This window comes from Microbacterium resistens, from assembly GCF_021172025.1.
Lineage (GTDB): Bacteria > Actinomycetota > Actinomycetes > Actinomycetales > Microbacteriaceae > Microbacterium > Microbacterium resistens.
Genome location: NZ_CP082781.1, coordinates 151637 through 176966 on the forward strand (window position 1 = coordinate 151637; position 25330 = coordinate 176966).

The following is a 25330-nucleotide window of genomic DNA, read 5'->3' on the forward strand; positions in this document are numbered from 1 at the left end:
GGCGGGTCGCCGCTAGGCGGGACGACGGTCGGTGGCTACGATCGTCCCATGGTCGCGTCTGCAGCACCGGAAGGTGATGCGAGGGGGGACGCCGCCGGTCCGGGACGCCCTGGCGGTCCCGGACGGCTCCTTCTCGCACTGATGATCGCGGGCGGCGTGCTGCTCGTGACGACTCTCGGCCTCGGCGTCGCCGTGCTGGCGTTGTCCGGGGCGCGGGCGGATGCGGGGCCGCCGGCGCCGACCGCCTCGGCATCCGCCTCGCCGACGCCGTCTCCGACCGTGTCGATCCCCGTTCCCGACCTGCAGGAGGTGCAGGGGTTCGAGATCGGCGTGGTGTCCGATCTCGACATCGGCGACGTCGTGATGGCGAAGGCGCCGACCGGCGAGTTCAGCAGCATCCACGCGGTCATCGTCAACCCCGCGGAGACGGCGACCGACGCCTTCTTCGACGTCACGTCCTACGACGCCGAGGGCGGGATCGTCGCACGCTTTCCCGCCACCGCCTACCTGCTCCCGGGGCAGCGCTCCCTGCTCACCGGCATCCTTCCGCGCGACCTGACCGAGGTGTCGCGGATCCTGGTGGAGCAGACCCGCGGCGGAGAGGCGGAGGCCGTGGCCGCCGGCACCGTGGAGCTGAAGGACGTCCGCAGCGCCGAGGACGGACGGGTGCAGGCCCAGTTCGTGTCCACGCTCGACCGACCGGCGCCCCTCGCCGACGTGTACGTCGTCGGGTTCGACGGCGACGACATCTTCGCCGTCGGGCAGACGGTGGTGGACATCCCGGCCGGCGGTGAGTTCGGCGCCACGCTGTCGATGTACCTGGCGACGAAGGGGGACCCGGCCGAGTTCACCGAGATCCCCGCCGACGCCGAATACGAAGCCTTCTTCGAGATGGAGCGGCCGCGATGAGCACACCCCCGGTCCCTCCCCCTCCCGCTCCGCCCGCACGGACTCCGGCCCTGCCTCGACGCCGGCCCCTGATGATCGCGCTCGCGGTGGGCGCGGCTGTGCTCCTCGCGGCGACGATCGGCCTGGGCGCGCGGACGCTCCAGCTGCTCGCCGACGCGCAGCGGACGCCTGCCCCCGCCTCGCCCTCGACGCCGACGCCGGAGGCGACGACACCCGCTCCCGATCCCCTCGGCCCGGCGCCGGGCTACACACAGGAGCCGCTGACCGCGCAGGGCGTCGAGGTCCTGGTGAACTCCGTGTTCACGGTCGAAGAGCTCGCGCTGACGCGCTGGGTGTCCGAGGACGCCTTCACGACTCTCTACGCCCCGGTGCGCTACGACGGCGACGCGGCGCCGTCCGGCTCCTACTACTTCGACGTGACCGCGTACGACGCCGAGGGCAGGATCCTCCAGCGGTCGCCGACCAACATCTCCTGGCTTCCGGACCAGCGCGAGGGGATGCTCTCGGTCGCCCTCCAGACGGACCTTCCGGAAGCCGCGCGGTTCGTGATCGATCAGACCGTCGCCGAGGAGGCGCCGGCGCCGCTCGCCGGTGCGCTGTCGCTGCAGAGCGTGGAGGTGGAGAACGGGATCCTCCGGGCCGTGATCGCGTCCGGTCTGACCCAGCCGACCAGCCAGGCCGACATCATGATCGGCGGCTACGCGGACGGCGTGCTCTTCGCCGCCTGCAGCATTCCGACGCTCGAGATCCCGGCGGGCGGGAGCATCGAGGAGTCCTGCGTCTTCGACGCCGTCGGATCCGAGTTCGTTCCCGACGAGGGGAAGCCGGTCGTTCCCGACGACGCGGAGTACCGGGTCAGCCTCTCCCTCTCGCCCTGGTCCTAGGAGACCGACCGGCGCCCGCCCGAGCGTCTCGACTCAGTCCGCGAGGTCGGATGACGGGCGCCCGGGCAGGACGTGGTCGCCGCTCGCGGACGCCGGGCTCGGGGCGTCCGGGGCCGCGGCGTCCGGGGTAGGGGCGTCCGAAGCGGAGCGCGCCAGGGGCAGGCGGATGAGGAACTCGGTGCGGCCCGGCTCGCTCGCCACCTCGATGGTGCCGTCGTGTCCCTCCACGATCGCCTTCGTGATGGCCAGGCCCAGCCCCGTGCCGCCGGTCGCGCGGGTGCGGGACCGGTCGCCGCGGGCGAAACGGGCGAACAGCTCGTCGCGCACCGAGGCGTCGATCCCGGGACCGTCGTCGAGGACGCGGAGCACGGCGTGCGCAGGCTCCGTCCCGAGCCGCACGACGATGCGGGTGCCCGCGGGCGTGTGCGTGCGGGCGTTGGCCAGCAGGTTCGCGATCACCTGCTGCAGACGGCCGGCATCCCCCCGCACCTCCACGGGCTCCGCCGGGACGTCGATCTCCCACTCGTGGTCCGGTGCGGTCGGGCGTGCGTCCTCCACGCCCTCGATCGCGAGCCGGGTGAGGTCCACCGGCGTGTGCACGAGCTCGCGGCCCTCGTCCAGCCGGGCCAGCAGCAGCAGATCCTCCACGAGACGGGTCATCCGCAGGGACTGGGCCTGGATGCGCTCCAGCGCCGTATGCGCGGTCTCGGCCGCCTCCGGACCCTGGCTCTGCCGCAGCGACCGCAGCGACAGCTCCGAGTATCCCCGGATGGAGGCGAGGGGGGTCCGCAGCTCGTGGCTGGCGTCGGCGACGAACTGCCGCATCCGTTCCTCATTGCGCTGCCGCGCCGCGAGCGAGGTGTCGACGTGATCCAGGAGGGTGTTCAGCGCCGCCCCGACCAGACCGGTCTCGGTCCTCGGGTCGGCCTCCATGGCGGGGACGCGCTCCTGGATCGAGACGTCGCCGCGGTCGAGGGGCTGGTTCGCGACGCGGTTCGCCGTCGCGGCCACCGCGCGGAGCGGCCGCAGGCTCACCCGGATCGTGATGGCGGTGGTGACGGCCAGCAGGATGAGCCCGCCTGCCGTCGCCAGCGCGATCACCGTGAACAGCGTGGACAGCGTCTTCTGGATGTCGTTGCGCGGCAGCCCCACGATCATCGTGAACGCCTCCGTGCGCCCTCCCGAGACGAGCTGCACGGAGGGGACCTGCACGGCGTCGAGCTGGTAGGAGCCGAGCTCGCCCAGGCTCGCGGTGCTGTTGCCGGTGCGCAGCGCCGCGACGGCGCGGACGATCTGCTCCTGGCCGACCGTCGTGCCCTGGTAGTCGGCCGTGACGATCAGGCCGTCGGGCGGCGTGCCCTCCGTGGGGATGACGACGAGCATGAGTCCGGGCTGGACGTGCTGCTGGTCGAGGATCGCGCTGGCGCTGGGGGCGCTCACGGACATCCCGGAGCGGATCTGGGCGACCTGCTCCAGTCGGTCGGTGTGGGTGCGGAGCTGGTTGGCGAGGCTGTCCTCGAGGGCGCGCCCGAGGAAGACGCTGGTCACGATGGCCACGATCACGAGGATCAGCGACACGATCCCGATCACCGCGCCCATGAGCCGCGTCTGCAGCGTGAGCGGACGCCGCGGCGGCTCGGGGCTGTCGACCGGGGTCATCGGGTCCGGCTCACTGCGGCGCCTTGATCATGTAGCCGACGCCGCGGACGGTGTGGATGAGGGGGGTGCGCCCGGCGTCGATCTTCTTGCGCAGGTACGAGATGTACAGCTCCACGACGCTCGAGCGTCCGCCGAAGTCGTAGCTCCACACCCGGTCGAGGATCTGGGACTTGGACAGGACCCGGCGCTCGTTGCGCATCAGGTAGCGCAGCAGCTCGAACTCGGTCGCGGTCAGCTCGATCTCCGTGTCGCCGCGCATGACCTCGTGGCTGTCCTCGTTCAGCGTGAGGTCGCCGACCTGGAGGACCGAGTCGCCCGCGTCCGAGGCCGCGCCGCCGCTGCGCCGGATGACGGCCCGCAGCCGCGCGACGACCTCTTCCAGGCTGAACGGCTTGGTCACGTAGTCGTCGCCGCCGGCGGTGAGCCCGGCGATCCGGTCGGTCACCGCGTCCTTGGCCGTGAGGAACAGCACCGGCACCATGTTCCCGGACTCGCGCAGGCGCTTGAGCACCCCCATCCCGTCGAGGTCGGGCATCATCACGTCGAGCACCAGAGCGTCGGGGCCGAACTCCCGGGCCACCTGAAGGGCCTCGAGCCCGGAGCCGGCGGTGCGCACCTCCCAGCCCTCCATGCGCAGCGCCATCGAGAGGAGGTCCGTGAGCATCGGCTCGTCGTCCACGGCGAGGATGCGGAGGGGACTGCCGTCGGGGCGGCGGAGGTCGGGGTGCGAGTGGTCGCTCATGCCTCCATTCTCCTCGGTCTGCTATGTGTTTCCTATGAGAGCGTCCGGGGTGGGGGATCGGCGTCTGTACGGATGTCGGTGGCGCGCCCTAATGTCGGCGGAATGAACCCCGCAGAACTGCAGGATCACGTCTCCGGAACCGTGCTCACGGCGAAGGACACCGGGTGGGACGAGGCGCGTGCGTTCCACTCCGGACGAGGGGAGCCGGATGCGATCGTCCGCCCGGTGGACGCGTCGGACGTCGCCGCCGCGGTGCGGATCGCCGCGGCGTCGGCGACACCCGTGGTCGTCCGTGGCGGCGGCCACAGCGCCTGGGCGCGTCTTCCCGGCGGCCTCGCGCTGGACCTCCGCGACCTCGACGACGTCGAGGTCGACGGGACGCTGGTGCGCATCGGGGGCGGCGCCACGTGGGGCGCCGTCGCGGAGGCGCTGGCGCCCCACGGGCTGGCCATCAGCTCCGGCGACACCCGGTCGGTCGGCGTCGGCGGGCTGACCCTCGGCGGCGGCATCGGGCTGATGGTGCGCGCATGGGGCCTCGCGGTCGACCAGCTCGTGGGCGCGCAGGTGGTGACGGCGACGGGCGAGATCGTGGAGACCACCGCGCAGGACCACCCGGACCTATTCTGGGCGCTGCGGGGCGGCGGCGGCAACTTCGGCGTCGTCACTCGCTTCGACTTCCGCGCTCACGCGCTGCCCGGTGCGGTGCACGGGATTCTCACCGTCCCGGAGGATCCTCGGCCGGCCCTGCGCGCGCTCCGCGACCTGCTGGCCGACGCGCCGCGAGAGCTGACCGCGTCGTACATGGACGTGCCGGCGATGGATCCGAGCGCCCCGGCGGGCGCGTCGATCGTCGTCGTGTGGGCCGGCGACGACACCGCCGCGGCGGAGCGGGCGCTGGCCCCTCTGCGGGCGGTCTCCGGCGTCGAGGGCGACCTTCGGCGCGTGCGTTATGCGGACATCCTGGAGGAGATGCCGGGGGTGGACGAGACCGGGCAGGAGATGCCGGGGTTCGTCGGCGGGAACATGCTCGCCCGCGTCGTGGACGACGATCTCATCGACCGCCTCGTCGCGTTCCGGGCCGCTTATCCCGCCTCGGTCGTCTTCCTCCGTTCGCTCGGCGGCGCCTTCGCCGATGTCGCGCAGGAGGACACCCCCTTCCCGGCCCGTGACGCGACCATGTTCGTGATGGCCGGGGCCTTCGACATGCCGCAGTTCCTCGACGACGGGGAACGCGAGCGGGTCCGCGCGGACTGGGCGGAGATCGCGGCACGGGGGTCCGGGATGTACGGCAACTTCATCGCGGACCCGATCCCGGGACTGGCCGAGCAGCTGTTCGCGCCGGCGGCGTGGGAGAGGCTGCGCGGGATCAAGCGCGCGTGGGACCCGGAGAACCTCTTCTCCCGCAACCACAACATCGTCCCGGAGGGCAGGGCCTGAGCGTCGGGCGGTTCCGCCCTGGGGCGGGACCGCCCGACGCCGCCCTGGGGGCGGAACCGGGCTCATTCGGCGGCGCGCTCCTCCAGCTCGCGATCCCAGATCGAGCTCATCTCGGCCAGGGCCCGCTCGGTGATGAGGACCATGGCCTGTGCGGCCTTGTCGGCGTTGCCGGTCTGGATGGCGGTGGCGATGTCCACGTGGTTCTGCAGCGCCTCGACGGCGGGATAGCGTGGCATGAGGTCGTACTGCGTGCGGCTGCGGAGCACCTCCTCGACGAGGTGATGCAGCTGCGCGAACATCTCGTTGCCGCTCATCTCCAGCACCAGGCCGTGGAACTGCAGATCGAGGCGGACGAACTCGGCGGTGTCCCCGCGCTTGCCCGCGGCCCAGAGGCGCCCGGAAAGGCCGACGAGGTCGCTGGCCAGGTTCAGTGGTGCGCGGATGGCGGCCAACCGTGCCGCGGCGGGCTCGATCGCGCCGCGCAGCTCGGTGAGGGAGCGCAACTGCGCCACCCGGCTGGGGCCGGCCAGCCGCCAGCGGATCACCTGCAGGTCGTACGCGTTCCATGCCGTCGCCGGGAGGACCCGCACGCCGACGCGGCGCTTCTGGGCCACGAGGCCGAGCGCCTCGAGCGCACGGAGCGCCTCGCGGACGACCGGACGGGAGACCTGGAAGCGGGTCTCCAGCGACTCCGTGGTGAAGGTGCTGTCCGCGGCGTACACGCCCCCGCAGATCTCGCGGCCGAGCGTGTCGAGCACGAGGTCTCGCAGATCGCCGGCCACGGCCGGGGCGGGCGCGGCCAGAGCGTCGCCGTACGGAGGGACCGTGTCCATGAGGAGAGCATATCTTTTTGACCCCGGGGATTGATATGTCTGACTTATTCGGGTTACGGTGACGATTGAGCAGATGTAAAGCGGCATCTGCGCCCACCCGCACCCAGGGGAGCCGTCGCGAGGTTGCGCGGCTCAGGATGGAGTCACAGTGAAGTACGCATCGAAGCCCGCCCGTCTCGCCGCCGTGGCCGCGGTCGCCGTCGTCGCCGGAACGCTCGCCGGCTGCAGCACCGGATCCGCGGTGGACGAGAACGCCGACATCGACGGGACCACCCTCCGCGTCACGCTCGTCAACCATGTGTGGACCGAGGCGATCAAGGAGCTGATCCCCGAGTTCGAGAAGGAGACCGGCGCCAAGGTCGAGGTCACGCAGTTGGCCGAGGACCAGCTCTCGGACCAGTACAACGTCAAGCTCAACGCCGGCACCGACGAAATCGACGTCATGATGTACCGCCCGCTCCAGGAGAACAAGCTGTTCGCCGGCAACGGGTACCTCGCCGACCTCACCGAGCTCGCCGAGGGCGACGAGGAGTGGGACTGGTCCGACTTCCAGGAGGGGCCGGCGTCCCTGACCTCTTACGAGGACGAGATCGTCGCCGTGCCGATCATCACCGAGCGCACCGTGCTGTACTACCGCAAGGACCTCCTCGCGGAGGCGGGCCTCGAGGTGCCGACGACGCTGGAGGAGCTGGACGCGGCCGCCGCCGCCATCCACGAGCGCCACCCGGACGTCGCCGGCTACATCGGCCGCACCGGCAAGTCGGCGGCGGTCACGCAGTTCAGCGCCTTCCTCTTCAGTGAGGGCGGCGCGTGGATCGACGAGGACGGGAAGTCGGCGATCGGCAGCGACGAGGCCCGCAAGGCCTACGCCTTCTACGGCGACCTGATCCGCAACCACACCACCGCGACGATCAACCCGGAGATGAGCTGGGCCGAGGCGTTTGCCGTCTTCCAGCAGGGCCAGGCCGCGTTCATCGCCGATGCGGACAGCCTGTACAAGAACATGACGGACCCGTCGCAGTCCACCGTCGCGGACCAGGTCGGCTTCGCGCCGTTCCCTGCCGGCTCTGCGGGCTCGAAGCCGTACAACGTCGCCGCGTGGGCGCTCGGGATCAACGAGACCTCGGAGAACCAGTCCGCGGCGTGGCAGTTCATCACCTGGGCGACCTCCAAGGAGATGACCGCGGAGCTCACCAAGCTCGGCGTGACCGGCGCCCGATCGTCGGTCTGGGAGGACGAGGACGCCACGGCCGACTACCCGGCCGAGCTGATCGAGGCTATCAAGGTCAACGGTGAGAACGGCGTCGGTCAGGATCGGCCGCTGGTGGTCCAGGTGGCGCAGGCGCGCGAGATCGTGGGTGAGCCCATCGTCGCCGCGATCGCCGGCGGGGACGTGGACGCGGCGGTCGATGCCGCGGACAAGGCCTTCGGGGACTTCCTCGTCGAGGACGCCGAATAGACACGACCGACCGTCACCGCGGCGGCCCCGACCGGGCCGCCGCGGTCCGATCCAGGGAGTCATCATGACCGCTCTGCGCACTCCGGACGCCGTGCGCCCGCCCGAGGCGGTGAGCACGGGGGAGCGCTTCAGCCGCTGGGCCGATCGGCACCGCAAGTGGCTGTTCGCCGGCCCGTCCGTCGTCTTCACCGCGCTGTTGCTGGCCGTTCCGCTGGGATGGACGCTGTTCCTGAGCCTGACCGACGCGAAACGGTCCGTCCGCCGCGACTTCGACGTGATCGGACTCGGCAACTACGCGGACGTCCTCACGGACACCGAGCGCTTCTGGCCGTCCGTCTGGCGCACGTTCGCGTTCACGGGCGGGGCGCTGTTCTTCGAGCTCATCCTCGGGATGATCATCGCGCTGCTGCTGTGGAAGCCGTTCCGCGGGCAGGGCGTGGTGCGCACGATCGTCCTGCTGCCGCTGGTGGCGACCCCGGTCGCGGTCGGGATGATGTGGCGGCTGCTCTTCGAGCCGAACATCGGCTTCGTCAACGAGATGCTGGGGTGGGTGGGGATCCCGCCGCAGCCCTGGCTCGCGGACCCGGCCACCTCCCTGCCGACGCTGATCTTCGTCGACATCTGGCAGTGGACCCCGATGGTCGCGCTCATCCTCCTCGCGGGGCTCACGAGCCTGTCCGACGAGCCGCAGGAGGCGGCCCGGGTCGACGGCGCCAACGCCTGGCAGCGCTTCTGGTACATCACCGTGCCGCTCATGCGCCCGGTCATCATCGCGGCCGTCCTGCTGCGCGGGATCGACGCGCTGAAGACGTTCGACATCCTCTACGCGACCAAGGGCAAGGGCGGAGGGGCGTTCCACGATGTGGAGACGCTCAACGTCTACGCGTACGGCCTCAGCTTCGACTACAACGAGTACGGCGTCGCCTCGGCCGTGCTGATCCTGTTCTTCCTGATCATCCTCGTCGTGATCTGGGTGCTCCAGATGCAGAGAAAGGGCAAGCAGTCATGACCGCCCTCGCCGACACTCGCACCGTCGTCACCGGCGGACGCCCGGCGCCGCGCCGGCGCCGCACGCGGCCCGGCTCCATCGGCCGTTTCCTCGGACTGGCGCTGATCGTCCTGGCCTTCCTCGGCCCCATCGTGTGGATGGTGCTGGCCAGCTTCAAGCACAACGTCCAGATCTACGACGCGGCGCAGGCGCTGCTGTTCCAGCCGACGCTCGACAACTACGGGACGGTGTTCGACCCGCGGCGAGGGAACTACCTCGTCTACATCTGGAACTCGTTCTTCGTGGCGTTCATGGCGACGGCGCTGTCCCTGGTCCTCGCGGTGCCCGCGGCCTATGCGATGAGCCGCTTCGTCATGGACAAGTCCGCCATGGTCGTGCTGCTGGCGAGGATCATCCCCGGGGTGAGCCTGCTCGTGCCGTGGTACTTCATCTTCGCCCAGCTGAAGATGACCGGCGGCTACATCCCGCTCATCCTGTCGCACATGTTCGTCTCACTGCCGCTGATCCTCTACATCATGATGTCGTTCTTCGACCAGCTGCCGGAAGAGCTCGAGGAGTCGGCGCAGGTGGACGGGCTGACCGCGATCGGCGCGTTCTTCCGGATCACCCTCCCGCTGTCGGTCCCGGGCATCGCGACGGCGACGATCCTGTCGTTCATCTTCTCGTGGAACAACTTCATGTTCGCCCTCGTGCTGTCGGGGAACGCGACCAAGACGCTGCCGGTGGCGATCTTCGACTTCATCGGCTACGCGTCGATCGACTGGGGAGCCCTGATGGCGGCCTCGGTCGTCGTGACCACGCCCATCATGCTCATCGCGCTGTTCACCCAGCGCTACATCGTCTCCGGCCTCACCGCCGGGGCCACGAAAGGTTGACCATGGCCGTGACCGGCGTCATCTCCCGCGTGGAGTCGTTCCCCGTCGCCCCGCGCTGGCTGTTCGTGCGGATCGAGACCGACGACGGCCTGGTGGGCTGGGGCGAGGCGTCCCTCGAAGGCTACGTCGACGTGGTCCGCGCGGCCGTCGACCAGTTCGCCCTGACGCTGGTCGGCGCCGACCCGCGCCGCATCGAGGACCACTGGCAGGTGCTGACCAAGGGGCAGTTCTACCGCGGCGGGCCGGTCCTGGCCAGCGCCGTGTCCGGAGTGGATCAGGCACTGTGGGACCTGCAGGGCAAGCGCCTGGGGGTGCCGGTGCACGAGCTGCTCGGCGGCGCCGTCCGTGACCGGATCCGCGCGTACGGCTGGGTGGGAGGGGACGACCCCGACGAGGTCGGCGACCACATCGCCGCCCAGCTGGAGGTCGGGCTCACCGCCGTGAAGATGAACGCCTCGGGGCGGATGAGCCGCAACGGCTCGAAGTCGGAGCTCGACGCCGTCGTGGCGCGGGTCGCCAGGGCGCGGGAGGTGCTGGGGCCGGACCGCGACGTCGCCGTGGATCTGCACGGGCGTTTCACGCTCGGGACGGCACGCCGACTCGCATCGCTGCTGGAGCCCCTTCATCCGTTCTTCCTCGAGGAGCCGGTCGTGCCGGAGAACTCCCATGTGATCGAGCGGATGGTCGAGGCGACCACGATCCCCATCGCCACGGGGGAGCGGCTCTACAGCCGGCAGGAGTTCCTGCCCGCGCTCCAGGCCGGGATCGCGATCGGCCAGCCGGACCTCGCGCACGCGGGCGGCATCTCGGAGAGCCGCCGCATCGCCGCGCTCGCCGAGACCTTCGACGCCATGATCGCGCCGCACTGCCCGCTCGGGCCCCTGGCGCTCGCCGCGTGCCTGCAGGTCGGCTTCGCCACGCCGAACCACCTCATCCAGGAGCAGTCGATCGGGATCCACTACAACAAGGGCGCCGAGGTGCTCGACTACGTCGTGGACACCGAGCCGCTCCGCTTCGTGGACGGCGGATTCGAACGGCTCACGGGGCCGGGACTGGGGATCGAGATCGACGAGCAGGCGGTGCGTGCCGCCGCAGGCCGGTGGGAGACGTGGCAGAACCCGGTGTGGCGGCACGCCGACGGATCGATGGCGGAGTGGTGAGCACCGCGGTGGCCGGACGAGGGGCGCGGGACCCCGGAACGATGCGCGCGGTCGTCAAGCACGGGCCGGGGCCGTCGGGCATCGCGGTGCAGGACCGGGAACGGCCGGTGGCCGGGCCAGGGGAGGCCGTCGTCGACGTCCGCGCGACGGGGATCTGCGGGACGGACGTGCACATCGCCCACGACGAGTACGCGCACCGGACGCCGGTCGTCCTCGGCCACGAGGTGCTGGGCGTCGTGAGCGCCGTCGGATCGGGCGAGGACGCCGACTGGATCGGGAGCGTCGTGGCGGTGGAGACCTACTTCTCCGCCTGTGAGCGCTGCGAGCAGTGCCGTGCGGGAAGGCGCAACCTCTGCGGGCTGCGCCGGTCGATCGGCTCGTTCCGCGACGGCGGGTTCGCGGAGCAGCTGCGCGTCCCGGTCCTCAACCTGCATCGGCTTCCGGAGACCCCCGGCGAGCTCGACGGCGTGCTCTCGGAGCCGCTGGCGTGCGTGGCGCAGTGCCTGCTGGACCCGCCGGTCGTGCAGCCCGGCGATCGTGTGCTGGTCACGGGACCGGGCGCGATGGGGCAGCTCGCTGCGCAGGTCGCGCGGGCGTGCGGGGGGATCGTGACGCTCGCGGGACTGCCCGCGGACGCGGAGCGGCTCGCCGTGGCGGCGGAGCTCGGGCTCGGCACGACGACCGAGGCACCTCCGACGGAGGCCTTCGACGTCGTGGTGGAGTGCTCCGGGGCCGCTCCCGCCGCAGCCGGAGCCCTGCGCGCCGCCCGCCGCGGCGGACGGTACGTGCAGGTCGGGATCTTCGGCCGCGACGTGACCTTGCCGTTCGACCTCGTCCTCTACAAGGAGCTCGTCGTGACGAGCGGCTTCGCGTCGACGCCCGCGTCGTGGCGCGCGGCGATGCGACTCATCGCGGCGGGCGCCGTCGTGCTGACGCCGCTCGTCACCCGCCGCGTGGGGATCGAGGACTTCCGGGAGGCGCTGGACGCCGCCGAGCGCGGCGAGGGGCTGAAGACGGTCATCGTCCCGGGCGGATGACGCGCCGCCCGCTCCGTTTCGTCTCGTCGCTGCGCTCCTCGCTCAACGACCGGTGCTGTTCGGGGTGTTCGGTCGTTGAGCGAGCGAAGCGAGACGAAACGCGGTGACCCGCGGCTGGGGGCGTTTCGTCTCGTCGCTGCGCTCCTCGCTCAACGACCGGGGGTGGCCCCTTTTCGGTCGTTGAGCGAGCGGAGCGAGTCGAAACGCGGTGACCCGGGGCTGGGGGCGTTTCGTCTCGGTGCTGCGCTCCTCGCTCAACGACCGGGGCGGGGGCGGTGTTCGGTCGGTGAGCGAGCGGAGCGAGTCGAAACGTGGTGACCCGGGCTGGGCGCCGTTTCGTCTCGGTGCTGCGCTCCTCGCTCAACGACCGGTGGGTTTCGGTCGTTGAGCGACACTTCGACTCGCTGCGCTCGCTCCGTGCGGGTCTCCGCGAGACGAAACGCGGTGACCCGCGGCGTCAGTGGGTGTCTTCGGCCTCGATCTCGGTGCGGTCGCCCGACCACAGCGTGTGGAACGTGCCCGGCTTGTCGATGCGGCGGTAGGTGTGCGCGCCGAAGAAGTCCCGCTGGCCCTGCACGAGCGCGGCGGGAAGGCGCTCGGCGCGGATCCCGTCGTAGTAGGACAGGGACGACGAGAACGCGGGAGCCGGGATGCCGGCGCGGGCGGCGGCGATCACCACGCGGCGCCACGCGTCCTGACCACGGGTGAGCGCCTCGGCGAAGTAGGGCGCCGTCATCAGGACCGGCAGGTCCGGGGTCTGCGCGTACGCCTCCGCGATCCGGTTGAGGAACTGGGCGCGGATGATGCAACCCCCGCGCCAGATCTTCGAGATCGCGCCCAGGTCGATGTTCCAGCCGTACTCGGCGGCACCGGCGCGGATCTCGTCGAAGCCCTGCGAGTACGCGACAATCTTCGACGCGTAGAGGGCCAGGCGCACGTCCTCGATGAAGGCGTCCTCGTCGGCGACGGTGAACGCCTCGCTCGGGCCGGGAAGGCTGGCGGCGGCGGCACGCTGCTCCGGGTGCGACGAGAGGGAGCGGGTGAAGGTGGCCTCGGCGATGCCGGAGACCGGCACGCCCAGCGCGAGCGCGGTCTGCACCGTCCACGCGCCGGTGCCCTTGGCTCCGGCCTGGTCGACGATCACGTCCACCAGCGGCTCGCCCGTGGCGGCGTCCACCTGTCGCAGCACCTCGGCGGTGATCTCGATGAGGTAGGACTCCAGCTCGCCGCGGTTCCACTCCGCGAAGATCTCCGCGATCTCGGCCGGGGACTTGCCCGTGCCTCGGCGGATCAGGTCGTAGGCCTCGGCGATGAGCTGCATGTCGGCGTACTCGATGCCGTTGTGCACCATCTTCACGAAGTGGCCCGCGCCGTCGTGGCCGACGTGCGTGACGCACGGCTCGCCCTCGGCGACGGCGGCGATGGACTTCAGGATCGGCCCGAGCGTCACCCAGGACTCGTCGGACCCGCCGGGCATGATCGAGGGACCGGTCAGCGCCCCCTCCTCGCCGCCGGAGATCCCCGCGCCCACGAAGTTGATGCCGGTCTCGCGCACGGCGCGTTCGCGGCGGATCGTGTCCGGGAAGTAGGCGTTGCCGCCGTCGACGATGATGTCGCCCGGCTCGAAGACCTTCACGAGCTCGTCGATCACGGCGTCGGTCCCGGCGCCGGCCTTGACCATGATGATCGCGGTACGCGGGGTGGACAGCGACGCGGCGAACTCCTCGTAGGAGAAGGCGGGGAGGAACCCGGCCTCGGGGTGCGCGGCGACCAGCTCATCGGTCTTCGCCCGGCTGCGGTTGTACACCGCGACGGTGTTGCCCTCGCGGCTGGCGAGGTTGCGGGCGAGGTTCGACCCCATGACGGCGAGTCCGACGACTCCGATGTTCGCTGCGGCGTTGGGCACTGTGATCTCCTCGATGTCACCGTTGGGGGATGCGTTCAGCGTATCGCTGTCACCGGGGTCGGTCGTCCTGTGCGTCGCGCTCGCGTCGTGGACAGGACCGGTGCGCGGCGCACGCCGTACGCGGTCGCCGAGGGGTGCGTCGTCGCCGAGCGCGTCGCGGGATGCGACGGGCGACGACGCTGGCCCGAGCCGGGTCAGTCCTTGCGGTAGCCCGAGCGGCCCATGCTGAACAGGGCGCCGAGCGAGAGGACGGTCGCGCAGACGGTCATGGCGCCGATGAGCCAGAACAGGGCATGGGACAGGAAAGCGCCATCGAACATGGGACTCAGCCTATCGGCAGATCCGGTACGATGGAGACGTTCCTCGGCGAGGGATGGCGTGCGTGCGCACTCATCCGTGATCGACGCGGCGATGCGAGCCCGGTGCTCTCCTCACGTGTCCGCTGCCGAGACGACACCAGCCAGACCACCGCGCAGCCCCGCCTGCTGCGCGCCTGAAGGAGAACATCATGAGCGAAGACACCACCGTCCACGCGGAGGTCCGCACCAGCTTCGGCAAGGGCTTCGCCCGCCGCCTGCGCGCCGCCGGCAAGATCCCGGCAGTCCTCTACGGTCACGGCACCGACCCGGTCCACGTCGCCCTTCCGGGCCACCAGGTCAGCCTGCTGATCCGTCGCGCCAACGCGCTGCTGGACCTCGACATCGAGGGCAAGAGCCAGCTCGCGCTCGTCAAGGACGTGCAGAAGGACCCGGTGCACCAGGTCATCGAGCACATCGACCTACTCATCGTGAAGAAGGGCGAGAAGGTCGCGGTCGACCTCCCCGTCATCGTCGTCGGCGAGCCCTTCTCGGGCACCATCGCCACCCTCGACGCGACCACGCTGGCGGTCGAGGCCGAGGCCACCCACATCCCCGAGCACGTCGAGGTCTCGGTCGAGGGGCTCGAGGAGGGCGCGCACATCACCGCCGCCGACGTGAAGCTGCCCAAGGGCGTCACGCTCGTCGCCGACCCGGAGACCCTCGTCGTCGCGGTCTCGGTCCCCGCCGCCACCGTCGCGGAGGAGACCGAGGAGGCGGCGGCCGAGGAGGCCCCGGCCGAGGAGACCGCCGCGGAGTGATCCGTCCGGACGACACGAAGGGGGTGCGACGCGGTCGCGCCCCCTTCGTCGTCTCCGAGCGGTGAGTCCCTTCACGATCCGGAGGACAGGACATGGCGCAGACGTGGCTCGTGGTGGGCCTGGGCAACCCGGGGCCGCGATATGCGGCGACCCGCCACAACGTCGGGCAGATGGTCGTCGACGAGCTCGCCGCGCGCCGCGGCGAGAGCTTCCGCGATCACCGAGTCCGCGGTCAGGGAAGCGGCGCGCAGGTCGTCGAGACCTGGGTGCGCCCCGGCGGCGACAAGATCGTGCTGGCCAAGCCCACCTCGTTCATGAACGTGTCCGGGACGCCGGTCGCGTCGCTGGCGCGGTTCTACTCTGTGCCGGCCGAGCGGATCGTGCTGGTGCACGACGAACTGGACATCCCGTTCGACACCATCAAGCTCAAGGTCGGCGGCGGGCACGGCGGACACAACGGCATCCGCGACGTCGCTCGGGCCCTCGCCACCCCGGACTTCCCGCGGGTGCGCGTCGGCATCGGCCGCCCGCCCGGTCGGCAGGACCCTGCGGACTGGGTGCTCGCGCCCTTCGGAGCGGCGGAGCGGCCGAACCTCCCCGTGCTCGTGTCGGATGCGGCGGACGCGGTCGAGCAGCTCATCGAAGAGGGGCTCGTCGCGGCCCAGCAGAAGCACCACGCCCCCCGACCCTGACGGCGGGATCGGGCGCCGATCAGGACAGCGCGTTGATCCCGGCCGCGGCTCCGGCCGTGAACAGCGCCCAGGCGACGCCGACGAAGACGAACGGGCCCACCGCGGCGATCACCAGGCCGGCGATCCCCGCGCCTCGCCCGCGCCGCTTCACGGTGGCGACGATCCCGAGCACGAACGCCACGACGCCGAGGGCGGTCGCGGCCCAGAAGGTGATCTCCGCCCACAGCACCACGTCGCGCACGGGGGTGAGCAGACGCAGCGGGTTGGCGGTCGACGAGGTCAGGTTGTCCATCGAGACGACGCCGCGACCGATCTCGAACGCGGCCCAGGAGCCGAGCGCGGTGCCGAGGACCACCGCGATGAGGGCGAGCACCAGCGAGAGGACGCCGGTGGTCGAGGTCGCGGGGCGCTCCGGCTCCGGGGCGAACGGCGCCGCATAGCCCGCCGCGGGACCGGCGTAGGCGCCGGGAGGCGCCGCGTATCCGGTCGGTGCGGGCGCGCCGTACCCCGACGGAGCCGGTGTGTGGTACCCGGAGGGGGCCGGTGCGCCCGCCGGGGAGACGGGGGCCGCGGGGTACGCCGGCGCGGGCGGCGCCGGGTGGCCCGGTGCAGGCGGGGCGAGCGGAGCAGGCTGCGCCGACGGACCGGCCGGGGCCGCAGGTGCGGCGGGTGACGGCGGAGGAGGCACGGACGACGGCTGCTGGGGATCGCTCACGCCCCCATCCTAGGAGGCCGCCGGAATCCGGATGACCCGACGAGGACGCGGCGGTGTCGGCGCCGGACCGTAGACTCTTTCGGTGACTGTACAGGGGATCATCCGTGCCTTGGACCAGGAGGGTTCGCCGTTCCGCGACGCCCTGACATGGGCGCAGACCGACGCCGATCTGCTGGCCGTCGGCGGGATCGACGCCCCGACGATCGCCGGGCTGCTGGAGCGGCGCGCGGCCGCCGGGCGCCCGGCCGCCCTGCTGGTGGTCGTGCCCACCGGGCGCCGTGCCGACTCGCTGGCCGCGGCGCTGGCGTCGTATATCCCCGACGGTGAGATCCTGTCGTTCCCGGCGTGGGAGACGCTGCCGCACGAACGTCTGAGCCCGAGCCCGGACACGGTCGGCCGCCGGCTGGACGTCCTGCGACGGATGCGCCGCTTCGCGGGCGCGCGCCCGCTCGTCGTGGTCGCCTCCGTCCGGGCCGCGCTCCAGCCCGTCGCCGCGGGACTCGGCGACGTCGAGCCGCTCGTGCTCCGTGTCGGCGGACGTGGCTTCGACCTCGACGCGATCGCCGCGGACCTCGTGGAGCGGGCGTACTCGCGGGTGGACATGGTGTCCCGCCGCGGGGAGTTCGCCGTCCGAGGCGGCATCCTCGACGTGTTCCCGCCCACGGCGGAGCACCCCGCCCGCGTCGAGTTCTTCGGCGACGAGGTCGACCAGATCCGGCTCTTCTCCGTCGCGGACCAGCGCTCCCTCCCCGGGGACGTCGGGGAGGTCGAGCTGGCGGCCAGCCGCGAGCTGCTGCTGACGCCCGAGGTTCGGGCCAGGGCGGGGGAGCTCGTGGAGGCGTACCCCGGCATCGCGCAGATGCTGCAGCGGATGAGCGAGGGCATCCCCGTGGAGGGGATGGAGTCGCTGCTGCCGGTCGTCGCCGGCCCCGTCGTCCCCCTGTCCGACTATCTTCCCGAGGGCGCCGCCGTCGCGCTTGTCGATCCGGAGCGGGCCGGTGCGCGCGCGGCGAGCCTCGGCGAGACCAACCGCGAGTTCCTGGAGGCGGCGTGGAGCGCGGCCACCGCGGGGGCCACCGCGCCGATCGACCTCCAGCAGGGCGACTTCCTCTCCGTCGCGGAGCTGCGCGAGGCCGTGCACGAGCACGGCGGCGTCTGGTGGCGGCTGAGCGCCTTCGACCCCGGCTCCGAGGACGCCGCCTTCGACCAGGGGGCGGACGGCCAGGCGGCGGCACCGATCCCGTCCTTCCACGGCAACGTCGACGGCGCGGTGGAATTCGTCGCCGCGCGCGTGGCCGAGGGGTGGCGAGTCGTGCTGGTCGCGTCCGGCGCCGGTCTCGTCGACCGTGCACGGGACGTGCTCGCCGACCGGGGCGTGGCGGCCCGGGTGGTGGCGGAGCTCCCCGACGTCCCGGACGCCGGGGTGGCCACGCTCGTCGTCGGCAGCGTCGAGGCCGGTTTCCAGGTGCCGGCGGCCGGTCTCGCCGTCCTGACGGAGAACGAGTTCTACGGCCGCACGATCGGCGGCGACCAGCGCGTGGTGAAGAAGCTCGCCTCGCGGCGCAAGAACGTCGTGGATCCGATGCAGCTCAAAGCCGGCGACTTCGTCGTGCACCAGACGCACGGCATCGCGCGGTTCGTCGAGATGACCCAGCGCGAGGTCTCCTCCGGCGGGCGCAACGCCACCAAGACCACGCGCGACTACCTGGTCCTGGAGTACGCGCCGTCCAAGCGCGGTTACCCGGGGGACAAGCTGTACGTCCCCACGGACCAGCTGGATCTGTTGTCCAAGTACGTCGGAGGCGAGGCGCCGACGCTGTCGAAGATGGGCGGCAGCGACTGGGCGGCGGCCAAGGGCAAGGCGCGCAAGGCCGTGCGCGACATCGCCGTCGAGCTGGTGAAGCTGTACTCGGCGAGGATGGCCGCGAAGGGGCACGCGTTCGGCCCCGACACCCCGTGGCAGCGGGAGCTGGAGGAGGCCTTCCCGTTCGCCGAGACCCCGGATCAGCTCCAGACGATCGACGAGATCAAGGCGGACATGGAGCGGCCGATCCCGATGGACCGGCTGCTGTCCGGCGACGTCGGCTTCGGCAAGACCGAGGTCGCCGTCCGAGCCGCGTTCAAGGCCATCCAGGACGGCAAGCAGGTCGCCATGCTGGTGCCGACGACGCTCCTCGTCAAGCAGCACCTGGAGACGTTCACCGAGCGGTTCGCGGGATTCCCGGTGAAGGTGCGCCCGCTCTCGCGCTTCCAGACCGACAAGGAGGCGCGACAGGTCGTCGACGGTCTGCTCGACGGCACGATCGACATGGTGATCGGCACGCACCGGATCCTCACCGAGAAGGTGCGGTTCAAGGACCTCGGGCTGATGATCATCGACGAGGAGCAGCGGTTCGGCGTCGAGCACAAGGACGCGCTGAAGAAGCTCAAGACGAACGTCGACATCCTGGCGATGAGCGCGACGCCGATCCCGCGGACGCTGGAGATGGCGGTGACCGGCATCCGGGAGATGTCGACGCTGGCGACCCCGCCCGAGGACCGCCACCCCATCCTCTCCTTCGTGGGGGCCAAGAGCGACAAGCAGGTCGCCGCGGCGATCCGTCGGGAGATCCTCCGCGAGGGGCAGGTCTTCTACGTCCACAACCGGGTGCAGTCGATCCAGCGCGTGGCCTCCGAGATCGCCGAGCTCGTCCCCGAGGCACGGATCGCCGTCGCGCACGGCCAGATGGGCGAGCATCAGCTGGAGCAGGTGGTGGACGACTTCTGGGAGCGGAAGTTCGACGTGCTGGTGTCGACGACGATCATCGAGACCGGACTGGACATCTCGAACGCGAACACGATCATCATCGACCGGGCGGATCGCTACGGGCTGTCGCAGCTCCACCAGCTCCGGGGACGGGTCGGGCGCGGGCGCGAGCGCGCCTACGCCTACTTCCTCTACGACGACGCCAAGCCGCTGTCGGAGACGGCGGCCGACCGGCTGCAGACCATCGCCGTCAACAACGACCTCGGCTCCGGCATGCAGGTGGCGCTCAAGGACCTGGAGCTGCGCGGCGCGGGGAACCTTCTGGGCGCCGAGCAGGCTGGCCACATCGCCGGCGTCGGATTCGACCTGTATCTGCGGATGATCGGCGAGGCCGTGGCGACGTTCCGCGGCGAGGAGACGGAGACCGGGGCGGAGCTGCGCCTGGAACTGCCGGTCGACGCGCGCATCCCGGACTTCTACATCGACAGCGAGCGACTGCGGCTCGAGGCGTACCAGAAGCTGTCCTCCGCGGCGACGGCCACGGCTCCGGACGACGCGATCGATCTCGTGGTCGAGGAGCTCACGGACCGGTACGGTGCGCCGCCGGAGGAGGTGGAGGGGCTCGTCGCGGTCGCGCGCCTGCGCCGCCGCGCCGCGAAGGCCGGGCTCACCGACGTCGTCGCCATGGGGTCGAACCTGCGGATCGCGCCCGCGCGCTTCGAGGACTCGATCAAGGTCCGTCTGCAGCGGCTCTATCCGAAGGCGAAGCTCGTCGGCGGGGGAGAGGCACTGGTCGTGCCGATGCCCACGGTCCCCGCCGCCGTCGGCGTGGGGCTGGAGGCGCCGCCCGCGGGCGAGCTGCTGGAGTGGGTGGGTCAGCTCTTCACGGCGCTGTTCCCCGCCTCCGTCCCCGACCTGCCGGCCGAGGGCTGACCCGCCGCTTCCTCGGACGGAGATCCGCGCCCCCCGCGGAGAGAATCCGGGGAGTCGTCTGCGGGGGACGCGGATCCGCGACGGAGGGTCCGGCGCCACGGATCAGCGCAGGCCGAATCCTCCATCGCTGGTGAGGACCTGCCCGGTGATCCACGCCCCCGCATCCGTGCACAGCCACCCGATGAGACGCGCGGGATCCTCGGGGCGTCCCAGGCGCCCGAACGGGGTCTGCGCGAGCCATTCCTCGATGCCGGCGAGGTCGCGATCGGTGGTGTCCGCATCCAGGTAGCCGGTGTTCACGGGGCCGGGGTTCACGGTGTTGAGCAGGATCCCGACGTCGAGGAGCTCGGCGGCGACGGTCCTGGTGACGCCGGCGAGGGCGGCCTTGCTCGTGGCGTACGCCACCTCGCCGCGCATCGGTCCGTCGAGCTGCCCGGAGGTCATCCAGATCACGTGGCCTGTCGGCGACACGAACGGGCCCGCGTCCACGACCCGGTCTCCGGGTCGGGCGGAGCCGCGGGCGCCCCCGAGCTCGTCGCGTCGGCGACGCGCGAGACCGGCGGTGAGCAGAAGGGTGGCGCGCGCGTTGGTCTCCCAGTGCGCGTCGAGGGACGCGGCGGTGAGGTCGAACACGCTGCCGTCGGATCCGCTGAGCGCCTGGTTGCAGACGAGGATGTCCAGGCGCCTGGTGAGCGCGGTGGCGGCATCGAGCAACGGCTCGATCGTGGCGGGGTCGCGCAGGTCCGCGGCGATGTCGGTCATCGACGCGCCCGGTGTCAGCGCCTCGGCGAGGCCGGAGCGGACGGCGTCGAGGTCGTCGGCGCCCCAGGGCTGGTCGACGTCGTGCGCGCGGTGGTGATGGATGACGACGTCGGCGCCCAGTCGGGCGAGCGTCGTCGCGACGGCGAAGCCGATCCCGCGTCGGCGGGAGACGCCGGTGACGAGTGCGGTGCGGCCGGAGAGGGGGTGGTGAGACATGGGAATCCTTCGTTCGAGAGCCGGGCGCGCGAAACGCGCGCCGGACGGCGGGTCGGGGACGGGATTCACCGGCATTGCATGCCGTCACCCTAGCAGCGCACGGGCGCGGACGACGGAGGGGCGGAGCCGTCACGGCCCCGCCCCTCCGCCGCCTCGCGGCGCGTCGTGGTCAGCCCTCGTCGGGGGAGACGGGGACCGACGAGGCGCCGCGCCGACGCACGGCCGTCGCGGCCAGAGCGGTCGCACCTCCGAGGAGCAGGATCGTCGCGGTCACGAGGACGCTCGGATCGATGCCGCCACCGGTGGCGGGAAGCCCGTCCGGTCGGTTCGCGCCCGGTGCCGGGGGAGTCGGCTCCGGCGCGGGGACGAACGGGGTCGGCGTGCCCGACGGCTCCGGCGCCGGCGTGGGAGACGGCTCCGGGGTGGGTTCGGGCGTCGGTGTCGGTTTCGGTGTCGGTTCGGGCGTCGGCGTCGGTTCCGGAGTCGTCGTGAGCGTGTTCGTCACGACGACGGCCACGGTCGTCTCCGGACCCACCGTGAAGGACGAGGGAGTGATACGCGCGTCGCCCCAGACGCCGCCGTCCACCGGATCCGGCGTCCGCTCGGCGAGGGTCACGACCGCGCCGAGAGGGAGATCCGGACTCTCGACGGGCGTCCCGTCCGCCGGGATCACCAGGGACCCGGATCCTGCCGGGAAACCGTCGCCCGCGGGGTAGTCGTAGTCGACGGTGAACGTGGCGTCGCCCGGGACGAGGGCCGCACCGCTGCCCTCGATCCGCTTCGCGACGGAGAAGCGCCCGACGCCCTCGCCCTGCCCGGTCCCGCCGCCGCCCTGCCGGACGACGGTGGAGGCCACCGGGACCGTGCTCTCGGTCCCGATCGTCACCTCGGCGCGGTTGCCGTACTCGCCCTGCGCTCCGCCGTCGACGACGCGGGTGGTGAACTTCACCTCGTAGAACCAGCCCTTCTCGGCGACGAACGACACCGTGGTCCCGTCGGGGGAGACGGTGACCTCGTCCGTGGGCTTCACCGTCCAGTCGCCCGGCCACTCGTAGCCGTTCTCGCCCACGACCAGTCGATCGGTCTCCATCACCCGGCCGGTCTCGGCGCCGTCCATCACGAGCTCCTGTCCGGGACCCGGGATGTCCGTGACGGTGATCCGCTCGCCTCCGGCCATGCCGTCGCGAGGAGCGGCCACGGCGACGGTCCAGAAGATCAGGTCGTTCTCGCGGTCGTACCAGCCCCACTTGCCGTTGTCGCGGCCGGTGAAGTCGCAGGACTCGGTGCACGGAGCCGGAGGGGGAGTGACGACGACGGTCGCGGGAACATCGTCGAACCGGTACTCGACCACGGTCTCCTCGGAGACCTCGGTGGTGACCTCGACCCAGAACTCGAACGCGCCGTGCAGGTTGTGCGGGTGCGCCTCGATGTAGCCGGTGTCGATGTCGCAGAACAGCTGCGTCTCCGTCACCGTGCACTGCCCCATCTCGGTCCCGTCCGGAGCGAGGAGCGGGAAGGCGTCGGTGAGCCCGCGCAGGCCCTCGGGGAGGTCGACGACGAACCCCGCCGGCGTGGCGGGGTCATCCGGCAGGGACCAGGACGCCTCCAGGCGGGCGCTCGACCCGGACGGCACCGACTCCTCGGTGAAGCGGACGTCGTCCAGGACGGCCTCCGACGCGTACGGCGGCGCGGCGTTCGCCGGTGCGGTCATGCCGAGCACGACGAACCCGGCCGCGATGATCGTCGCGACCGCTCGTCCCCAGCGCCTGACGTCGATTCTCGACATGATGTGTCCCCAGTCCTCTCGCGGCGGGTGACCCGCCGGTGCGGTACGGCGGTTCCCACGACCGCCATAGGCCACGAGGCGCCGCGCCCGTGCGAGCGCGTCCCCCGCCCCGTGTTCACAGGAAGAGAACCCCGATCGCGCCATCCGTTACGCCGGAATGACGGAATCCCGGAAGGCGATTCCGTGGGGCCGTCCCCTCGGAGGGCGCGGAGTACGCTGACGGTCATGATCTACGAGCACCTCGGGGCTCGCCCCCGGATCCACGACACCGCCGTCGTCGCTCCCACCGCCGTCGTGTCCGGCGACGTGGAGATCGGGCCGCACTGCCAGGTGCTCCACGGAGCGGTGATCACGGCGGAGGGCGGACCGATCCGGCTCGGGGAGCACGTCATCGTCATGGAGAACGCGCTGATCCGCGCGACCGCGGCGGACGCCGTGCACGTGGGCGATCACTCCCTGCTGGGCACGCTCTCCAGCGTCGCGGGGGCGGACATCGGGGAGGAGGTGTTCCTCGCCTCCGGAGCCCGCGTGTTCAACGGCGCCCGGATCGGCCGCCGCAGCGAGGTGCGCGTGAACGCGATCGTGCATCGGCGCAGCGTCCTCCCCGAGGGCACCGTCGTGCCGATCGGCTGGGTGGCGGTGGGCGACCCCGCGCGCCTGCTCTCGCCCGACCGCCACGAGGAGATCGCGGAGGCGCAGCCGGAGCTGGACTTCCCGGGCTATGTCTTCGGCGTGGACAGGGACACGCCCGATCTGATGGTCCAGCTCACGGAGCGCTACGCGAGCTCCCTGGCCCGGCACGCCGACGACCACGCGCTCTGACCCCGACCACGTGCTCTGACCCCTGCGGCCCCCGGGCCCGGCCTGCGTGTCTCCTCGTCGAGACCCCCTCTGCACGCCGAAACCCCCTCGCATCCGCGCGTCCCTGAGGGGGTTTCGGCGGCGAGAGGGGGTCTCGAGGAGAGGAACGGATCGGGTCAGATGACGCCCTGGGCGATCATCGCGTTCGCGACGCGCTCGAATCCGGCGATGTTCGCGCCGGCCACGTAGTCGCCGGGCACGCCGTAACGCTCGGCGGCACGGAACGAGGCCGTGTGGATGTCGGCCATGATGCCGCGGAGCTTGCGCTCGCTGTCCGCGAAGCTCCACCGCTGGCGCGCCGCGTTCTGGCTCATCTCCAGGGCAGACGTGGCGACGCCGCCCGCGTTCGCGGCCTTGCCCGGAGCGAACAGCACGCCCGCCTTCTGGAACAGGTCGACGGCCTCGGGGACGCACGGCATGTTGGCGCCCTCGGAGACCGCACGGACGCCGCCCGCGATCAGCGCCTCGGCGTCCGCTGCGCTCACCTCGTTCTGCGTCGCGGACGGCACGGCGATGTCGACCGGGACCTCCCACACGCTGCCGCCCTCGACGAAGCGCGCGCTCGGGCGCCGGTTCGCGTACTCGACGATGCGAGCGCGCTCGACCTCCTTGAGCTGGCGGAGCAGGCCCAGGTCGATGCCCGCGTCGTCGACGACGTACCCGGACGAGTCCGAGGCGGTGACGGCCTTGGCACCGAGCTGGGTGGCCTTCTCGATCGCGTAGAGGGCGACGTTGCCGGAGCCGGACACGCCGACCCGCTTGCCCTCGAGCGACTCGTTGTGCACCGCGAGCATCTCCTGTGCGAAGAACACGGCGCCGTACCCGGTCGCCTCCGTGCGCACCTCGGCGCCGCCCCAGCCCGTCCCCTTGCCGGTGAACATCCCGGACTCGTGACGGTTGGTGATCTTCCGGTACTGCCCGAACAGGAACCCGATCTCCCGGGCGCCCACACCGATGTCTCCCGCGGGGACGTCGGTGTGCTCGCCGAGGTGACGGTACAGCTCGTTCATGAACGACTGGCAGAAGCGCATGACCTCGGCGTCCGAGCGGCCGTGCGGATCGAAGTCCGACCCGCCCTTGCCGCCGCCGATGCCCTGGCCGGTCAGCGCGTTCTTGAAGATCTGCTCGAAGCCGAGGAACTTGATGATCGAGAGGTTCACGGAGGGGTGGAAGCGCAGGCCGCCCTTGTACGGGCCGAGCACCGAGGAGAACTGGATGCGGTAGCCGCGGTTCACCTGCAGGCGCCCCGCGTCGTCGATCCACGGCACCCGGAACATGATCTGTCGCTCGGGCTCGACGAGACGCTCGAGCACGCCCGCGTCGAGGTAGCCGGGGTTGCGCTCGAGCACGGGGGCGATCGAGTGCAGCACCTCGTGCACCGCCTGGTGGAACTCCGGCTCGTGCGGGCTCCGGGCCAGGACGGTGTCGAACACCGGCTGCACGGAGTCCGCGAGCGGATGGAAATCGGTGGTGGGGGAAAGAGTGTCGGTCACGCGAAGGGGACTTTCTGGACGACGAGTCTGGAGGCGCGTTCGTGTCGCGCGGAAGGAGGCCGGATGGGGCGAGTTTTCACCCTACCGCGCTCCGTACGG

Annotated in this window: 21 protein-coding genes; 12 read left to right on the top strand and 9 right to left on the bottom strand. The window is 71.5% G+C overall.

Annotated elements, in window-relative coordinates; genetic code table 11:
- Positions 1-48 precede the first annotated feature (48 nt).
- On the top strand, positions 49-909 hold the full coding sequence (locus K8F61_RS00700; RefSeq protein WP_231820367.1) for a hypothetical protein: 861 nt from the start codon (positions 49-51) through the stop codon (positions 907-909).
- The gene (locus K8F61_RS00705) at positions 906-1793 is read left to right on the top strand and encodes a hypothetical protein (protein WP_231820368.1); all 888 of its coding nucleotides are present in this window, start codon (positions 906-908) and stop codon (positions 1791-1793) included. The genes K8F61_RS00700 and K8F61_RS00705 overlap by 4 nt, the downstream gene beginning before the upstream one ends.
- A gap of 33 nt (positions 1794-1826) precedes the next feature.
- Here K8F61_RS00705 and K8F61_RS00710 read toward each other — a convergent pair whose 3' ends face one another.
- Entirely contained in the window at positions 1827-3452 is a 1626-nt protein-coding gene (locus K8F61_RS00710; RefSeq protein ID WP_231820369.1) for a sensor histidine kinase, read from the bottom strand.
- A 10-nt stretch (positions 3453-3462) separates the two neighbouring features.
- The gene (locus K8F61_RS00715) at positions 3463-4194 is read right to left on the bottom strand and encodes a response regulator transcription factor (protein WP_067245551.1); all 732 of its coding nucleotides are present in this window, start codon (positions 4192-4194) and stop codon (positions 3463-3465) included.
- 102 nt (positions 4195-4296) lie between these two features.
- Between K8F61_RS00715 and K8F61_RS00720 the strand changes: the two genes are divergently transcribed.
- Positions 4297-5631, top strand: a complete 1335-nt coding sequence (locus tag K8F61_RS00720) for an FAD-binding oxidoreductase (RefSeq protein WP_231820370.1) — start codon at positions 4297-4299, stop codon at positions 5629-5631.
- A 62-nt stretch (positions 5632-5693) separates the two neighbouring features.
- Here the strand turns inward: K8F61_RS00720 and K8F61_RS00725 are convergent, their stop codons facing one another.
- A complete protein-coding gene (locus K8F61_RS00725; RefSeq protein WP_067245558.1) occupies positions 5694-6464 on the bottom strand; it encodes a FadR/GntR family transcriptional regulator in 771 nt (256 codons plus the stop codon).
- A 148-nt stretch (positions 6465-6612) separates the two neighbouring features.
- Between K8F61_RS00725 and K8F61_RS00730 the strand changes: the two genes are divergently transcribed.
- From K8F61_RS00730 to K8F61_RS00750, 5 genes are all read left to right on the top strand, one after another.
- The gene (locus K8F61_RS00730) at positions 6613-7923 is read left to right on the top strand and encodes an ABC transporter substrate-binding protein (RefSeq protein ID WP_231820371.1); all 1311 of its coding nucleotides are present in this window, start codon (positions 6613-6615) and stop codon (positions 7921-7923) included.
- Positions 7924-7987: 64 nt separating this feature from the next.
- Entirely contained in the window at positions 7988-8932 is a 945-nt protein-coding gene (locus K8F61_RS00735; protein ID WP_067245564.1) for a carbohydrate ABC transporter permease, read from the top strand.
- Complete coding sequence (locus K8F61_RS00740; protein ID WP_231820372.1) at positions 8929-9807, top strand: carbohydrate ABC transporter permease; 879 nt, start codon at positions 8929-8931, stop codon at positions 9805-9807. The genes K8F61_RS00735 and K8F61_RS00740 overlap by 4 nt, the downstream gene beginning before the upstream one ends.
- A gap of 2 nt (positions 9808-9809) precedes the next feature.
- Positions 9810-10967 carry a galactonate dehydratase gene (gene dgoD, locus K8F61_RS00745; RefSeq protein WP_067245570.1) on the top strand — a complete coding sequence of 386 codons (1158 nt, stop codon included), beginning with the start codon at positions 9810-9812 and terminating at the stop codon, positions 10965-10967.
- Positions 10964-12004, top strand: a complete 1041-nt coding sequence (locus tag K8F61_RS00750) for a zinc-dependent alcohol dehydrogenase (RefSeq protein WP_231820373.1) — start codon at positions 10964-10966, stop codon at positions 12002-12004. The genes dgoD and K8F61_RS00750 overlap by 4 nt, the downstream gene beginning before the upstream one ends.
- A 457-nt stretch (positions 12005-12461) precedes the next feature.
- On the opposite strand, the gene gndA is transcribed toward K8F61_RS00750, so the two are convergent.
- Together gndA and K8F61_RS19015 are read right to left on the bottom strand one after the other, a co-directional pair.
- On the bottom strand, positions 12462-13865 hold the full coding sequence (gene gndA, locus K8F61_RS00755; RefSeq protein ID WP_231821589.1) for an NADP-dependent phosphogluconate dehydrogenase: 1404 nt from the start codon (positions 13863-13865) through the stop codon (positions 12462-12464).
- Between the two features lie 239 nt (positions 13866-14104).
- A complete protein-coding gene (locus K8F61_RS19015) occupies positions 14105-14230 on the bottom strand; it encodes a hypothetical protein (protein ID WP_255218122.1) in 126 nt (41 codons plus the stop codon).
- A gap of 188 nt (positions 14231-14418) precedes the next feature.
- On the opposite strand from K8F61_RS19015, the gene K8F61_RS00760 reads away from it, so the two are divergent.
- Both K8F61_RS00760 and pth read left to right on the top strand, forming a co-directional pair.
- The gene (locus K8F61_RS00760) at positions 14419-15027 is read left to right on the top strand and encodes a 50S ribosomal protein L25/general stress protein Ctc (protein WP_067245576.1); all 609 of its coding nucleotides are present in this window, start codon (positions 14419-14421) and stop codon (positions 15025-15027) included.
- 92 nt (positions 15028-15119) lie between these two features.
- Positions 15120-15719: an aminoacyl-tRNA hydrolase gene (pth, locus tag K8F61_RS00765; protein WP_067245580.1), complete on the top strand. Its 600-nt coding sequence runs from the start codon at positions 15120-15122 to the stop codon at positions 15717-15719.
- Between the two features lie 19 nt (positions 15720-15738).
- On the opposite strand, the gene K8F61_RS00770 is transcribed toward pth, so the two are convergent.
- Positions 15739-16434, bottom strand: a complete 696-nt coding sequence (locus tag K8F61_RS00770) for a hypothetical protein (RefSeq protein WP_231820374.1) — start codon at positions 16432-16434, stop codon at positions 15739-15741.
- Between the two features lie 82 nt (positions 16435-16516).
- Here K8F61_RS00770 and mfd point away from each other — a divergent pair, with 82 nt between their 5' ends.
- Positions 16517-20113, top strand: coding sequence for a transcription-repair coupling factor (mfd, locus tag K8F61_RS00775; protein WP_169797670.1), 3597 nt, complete (start codon positions 16517-16519; stop codon positions 20111-20113).
- A 102-nt stretch (positions 20114-20215) separates the two neighbouring features.
- On the opposite strand, the gene K8F61_RS00780 is transcribed toward mfd, so the two are convergent.
- Together K8F61_RS00780 and K8F61_RS00785 are read right to left on the bottom strand one after the other, a co-directional pair.
- Complete coding sequence (locus K8F61_RS00780) at positions 20216-21091, bottom strand: SDR family oxidoreductase (protein ID WP_231820375.1); 876 nt, start codon at positions 21089-21091, stop codon at positions 20216-20218.
- A gap of 169 nt (positions 21092-21260) precedes the next feature.
- The gene (locus K8F61_RS00785; protein ID WP_231820376.1) at positions 21261-22877 is read right to left on the bottom strand and encodes a DUF5979 domain-containing protein; all 1617 of its coding nucleotides are present in this window, start codon (positions 22875-22877) and stop codon (positions 21261-21263) included.
- 225 nt (positions 22878-23102) lie between these two features.
- On the opposite strand from K8F61_RS00785, the gene K8F61_RS00790 reads away from it, so the two are divergent.
- Positions 23103-23699: a gamma carbonic anhydrase family protein gene (locus tag K8F61_RS00790; RefSeq protein ID WP_067245111.1), complete on the top strand. Its 597-nt coding sequence runs from the start codon at positions 23103-23105 to the stop codon at positions 23697-23699.
- Between the two features lie 155 nt (positions 23700-23854).
- Here K8F61_RS00790 and gdhA read toward each other — a convergent pair whose 3' ends face one another.
- Positions 23855-25180 (bottom strand): NADP-specific glutamate dehydrogenase, encoded by a 1326-nt coding sequence (gdhA, locus tag K8F61_RS00795; RefSeq protein WP_174522523.1) that lies wholly within the window; start codon positions 25178-25180, stop codon positions 23855-23857.
- Positions 25181-25330 lie beyond the last annotated feature (150 nt).

What these genes read in the sequence shown, in the direction of transcription:
- K8F61_RS00700 (WP_231820367.1), top strand. Translation starts at nt 49, where the DNA reads ATGGTCGCGTCTGCAGCACCGGAAGGTGATGCGAGGGGGGACGCCGCC.
- K8F61_RS00705 (WP_231820368.1), top strand. Translation starts at nt 906, where the DNA reads ATGAGCACACCCCCGGTCCCTCCCCCTCCCGCTCCGCCCGCACGGACT.
- K8F61_RS00710 (WP_231820369.1), bottom strand. Translation starts at nt 3,452, where the DNA reads ATGACCCCGGTCGACAGCCCCGAGCCGCCGCGGCGTCCGCTCACGCTG.
- K8F61_RS00715 (WP_067245551.1), bottom strand. Translation starts at nt 4,194, where the DNA reads ATGAGCGACCACTCGCACCCCGACCTCCGCCGCCCCGACGGCAGTCCC.
- K8F61_RS00720 (WP_231820370.1), top strand. Translation starts at nt 4,297, where the DNA reads ATGAACCCCGCAGAACTGCAGGATCACGTCTCCGGAACCGTGCTCACG.
- K8F61_RS00725 (WP_067245558.1), bottom strand. Translation starts at nt 6,464, where the DNA reads ATGGACACGGTCCCTCCGTACGGCGACGCTCTGGCCGCGCCCGCCCCG.
- K8F61_RS00735 (WP_067245564.1), top strand. Translation starts at nt 7,988, where the DNA reads ATGACCGCTCTGCGCACTCCGGACGCCGTGCGCCCGCCCGAGGCGGTG.
- K8F61_RS00740 (WP_231820372.1), top strand. Translation starts at nt 8,929, where the DNA reads ATGACCGCCCTCGCCGACACTCGCACCGTCGTCACCGGCGGACGCCCG.
- dgoD (WP_067245570.1), top strand. Translation starts at nt 9,810, where the DNA reads ATGGCCGTGACCGGCGTCATCTCCCGCGTGGAGTCGTTCCCCGTCGCC.
- gndA (WP_231821589.1), bottom strand. Translation starts at nt 13,865, where the DNA reads ATGGGGTCGAACCTCGCCCGCAACCTCGCCAGCCGCGAGGGCAACACC.
- K8F61_RS19015 (WP_255218122.1), bottom strand. Translation starts at nt 14,230, where the DNA reads ATGTTCGATGGCGCTTTCCTGTCCCATGCCCTGTTCTGGCTCATCGGC.
- K8F61_RS00760 (WP_067245576.1), top strand. Translation starts at nt 14,419, where the DNA reads ATGAGCGAAGACACCACCGTCCACGCGGAGGTCCGCACCAGCTTCGGC.
- pth (WP_067245580.1), top strand. Translation starts at nt 15,120, where the DNA reads ATGGCGCAGACGTGGCTCGTGGTGGGCCTGGGCAACCCGGGGCCGCGA.
- K8F61_RS00780 (WP_231820375.1), bottom strand. Translation starts at nt 21,091, where the DNA reads ATGTCTCACCACCCCCTCTCCGGCCGCACCGCACTCGTCACCGGCGTC.
- K8F61_RS00785 (WP_231820376.1), bottom strand. Translation starts at nt 22,877, where the DNA reads ATGTCGAGAATCGACGTCAGGCGCTGGGGACGAGCGGTCGCGACGATC.
- K8F61_RS00790 (WP_067245111.1), top strand. Translation starts at nt 23,103, where the DNA reads ATGATCTACGAGCACCTCGGGGCTCGCCCCCGGATCCACGACACCGCC.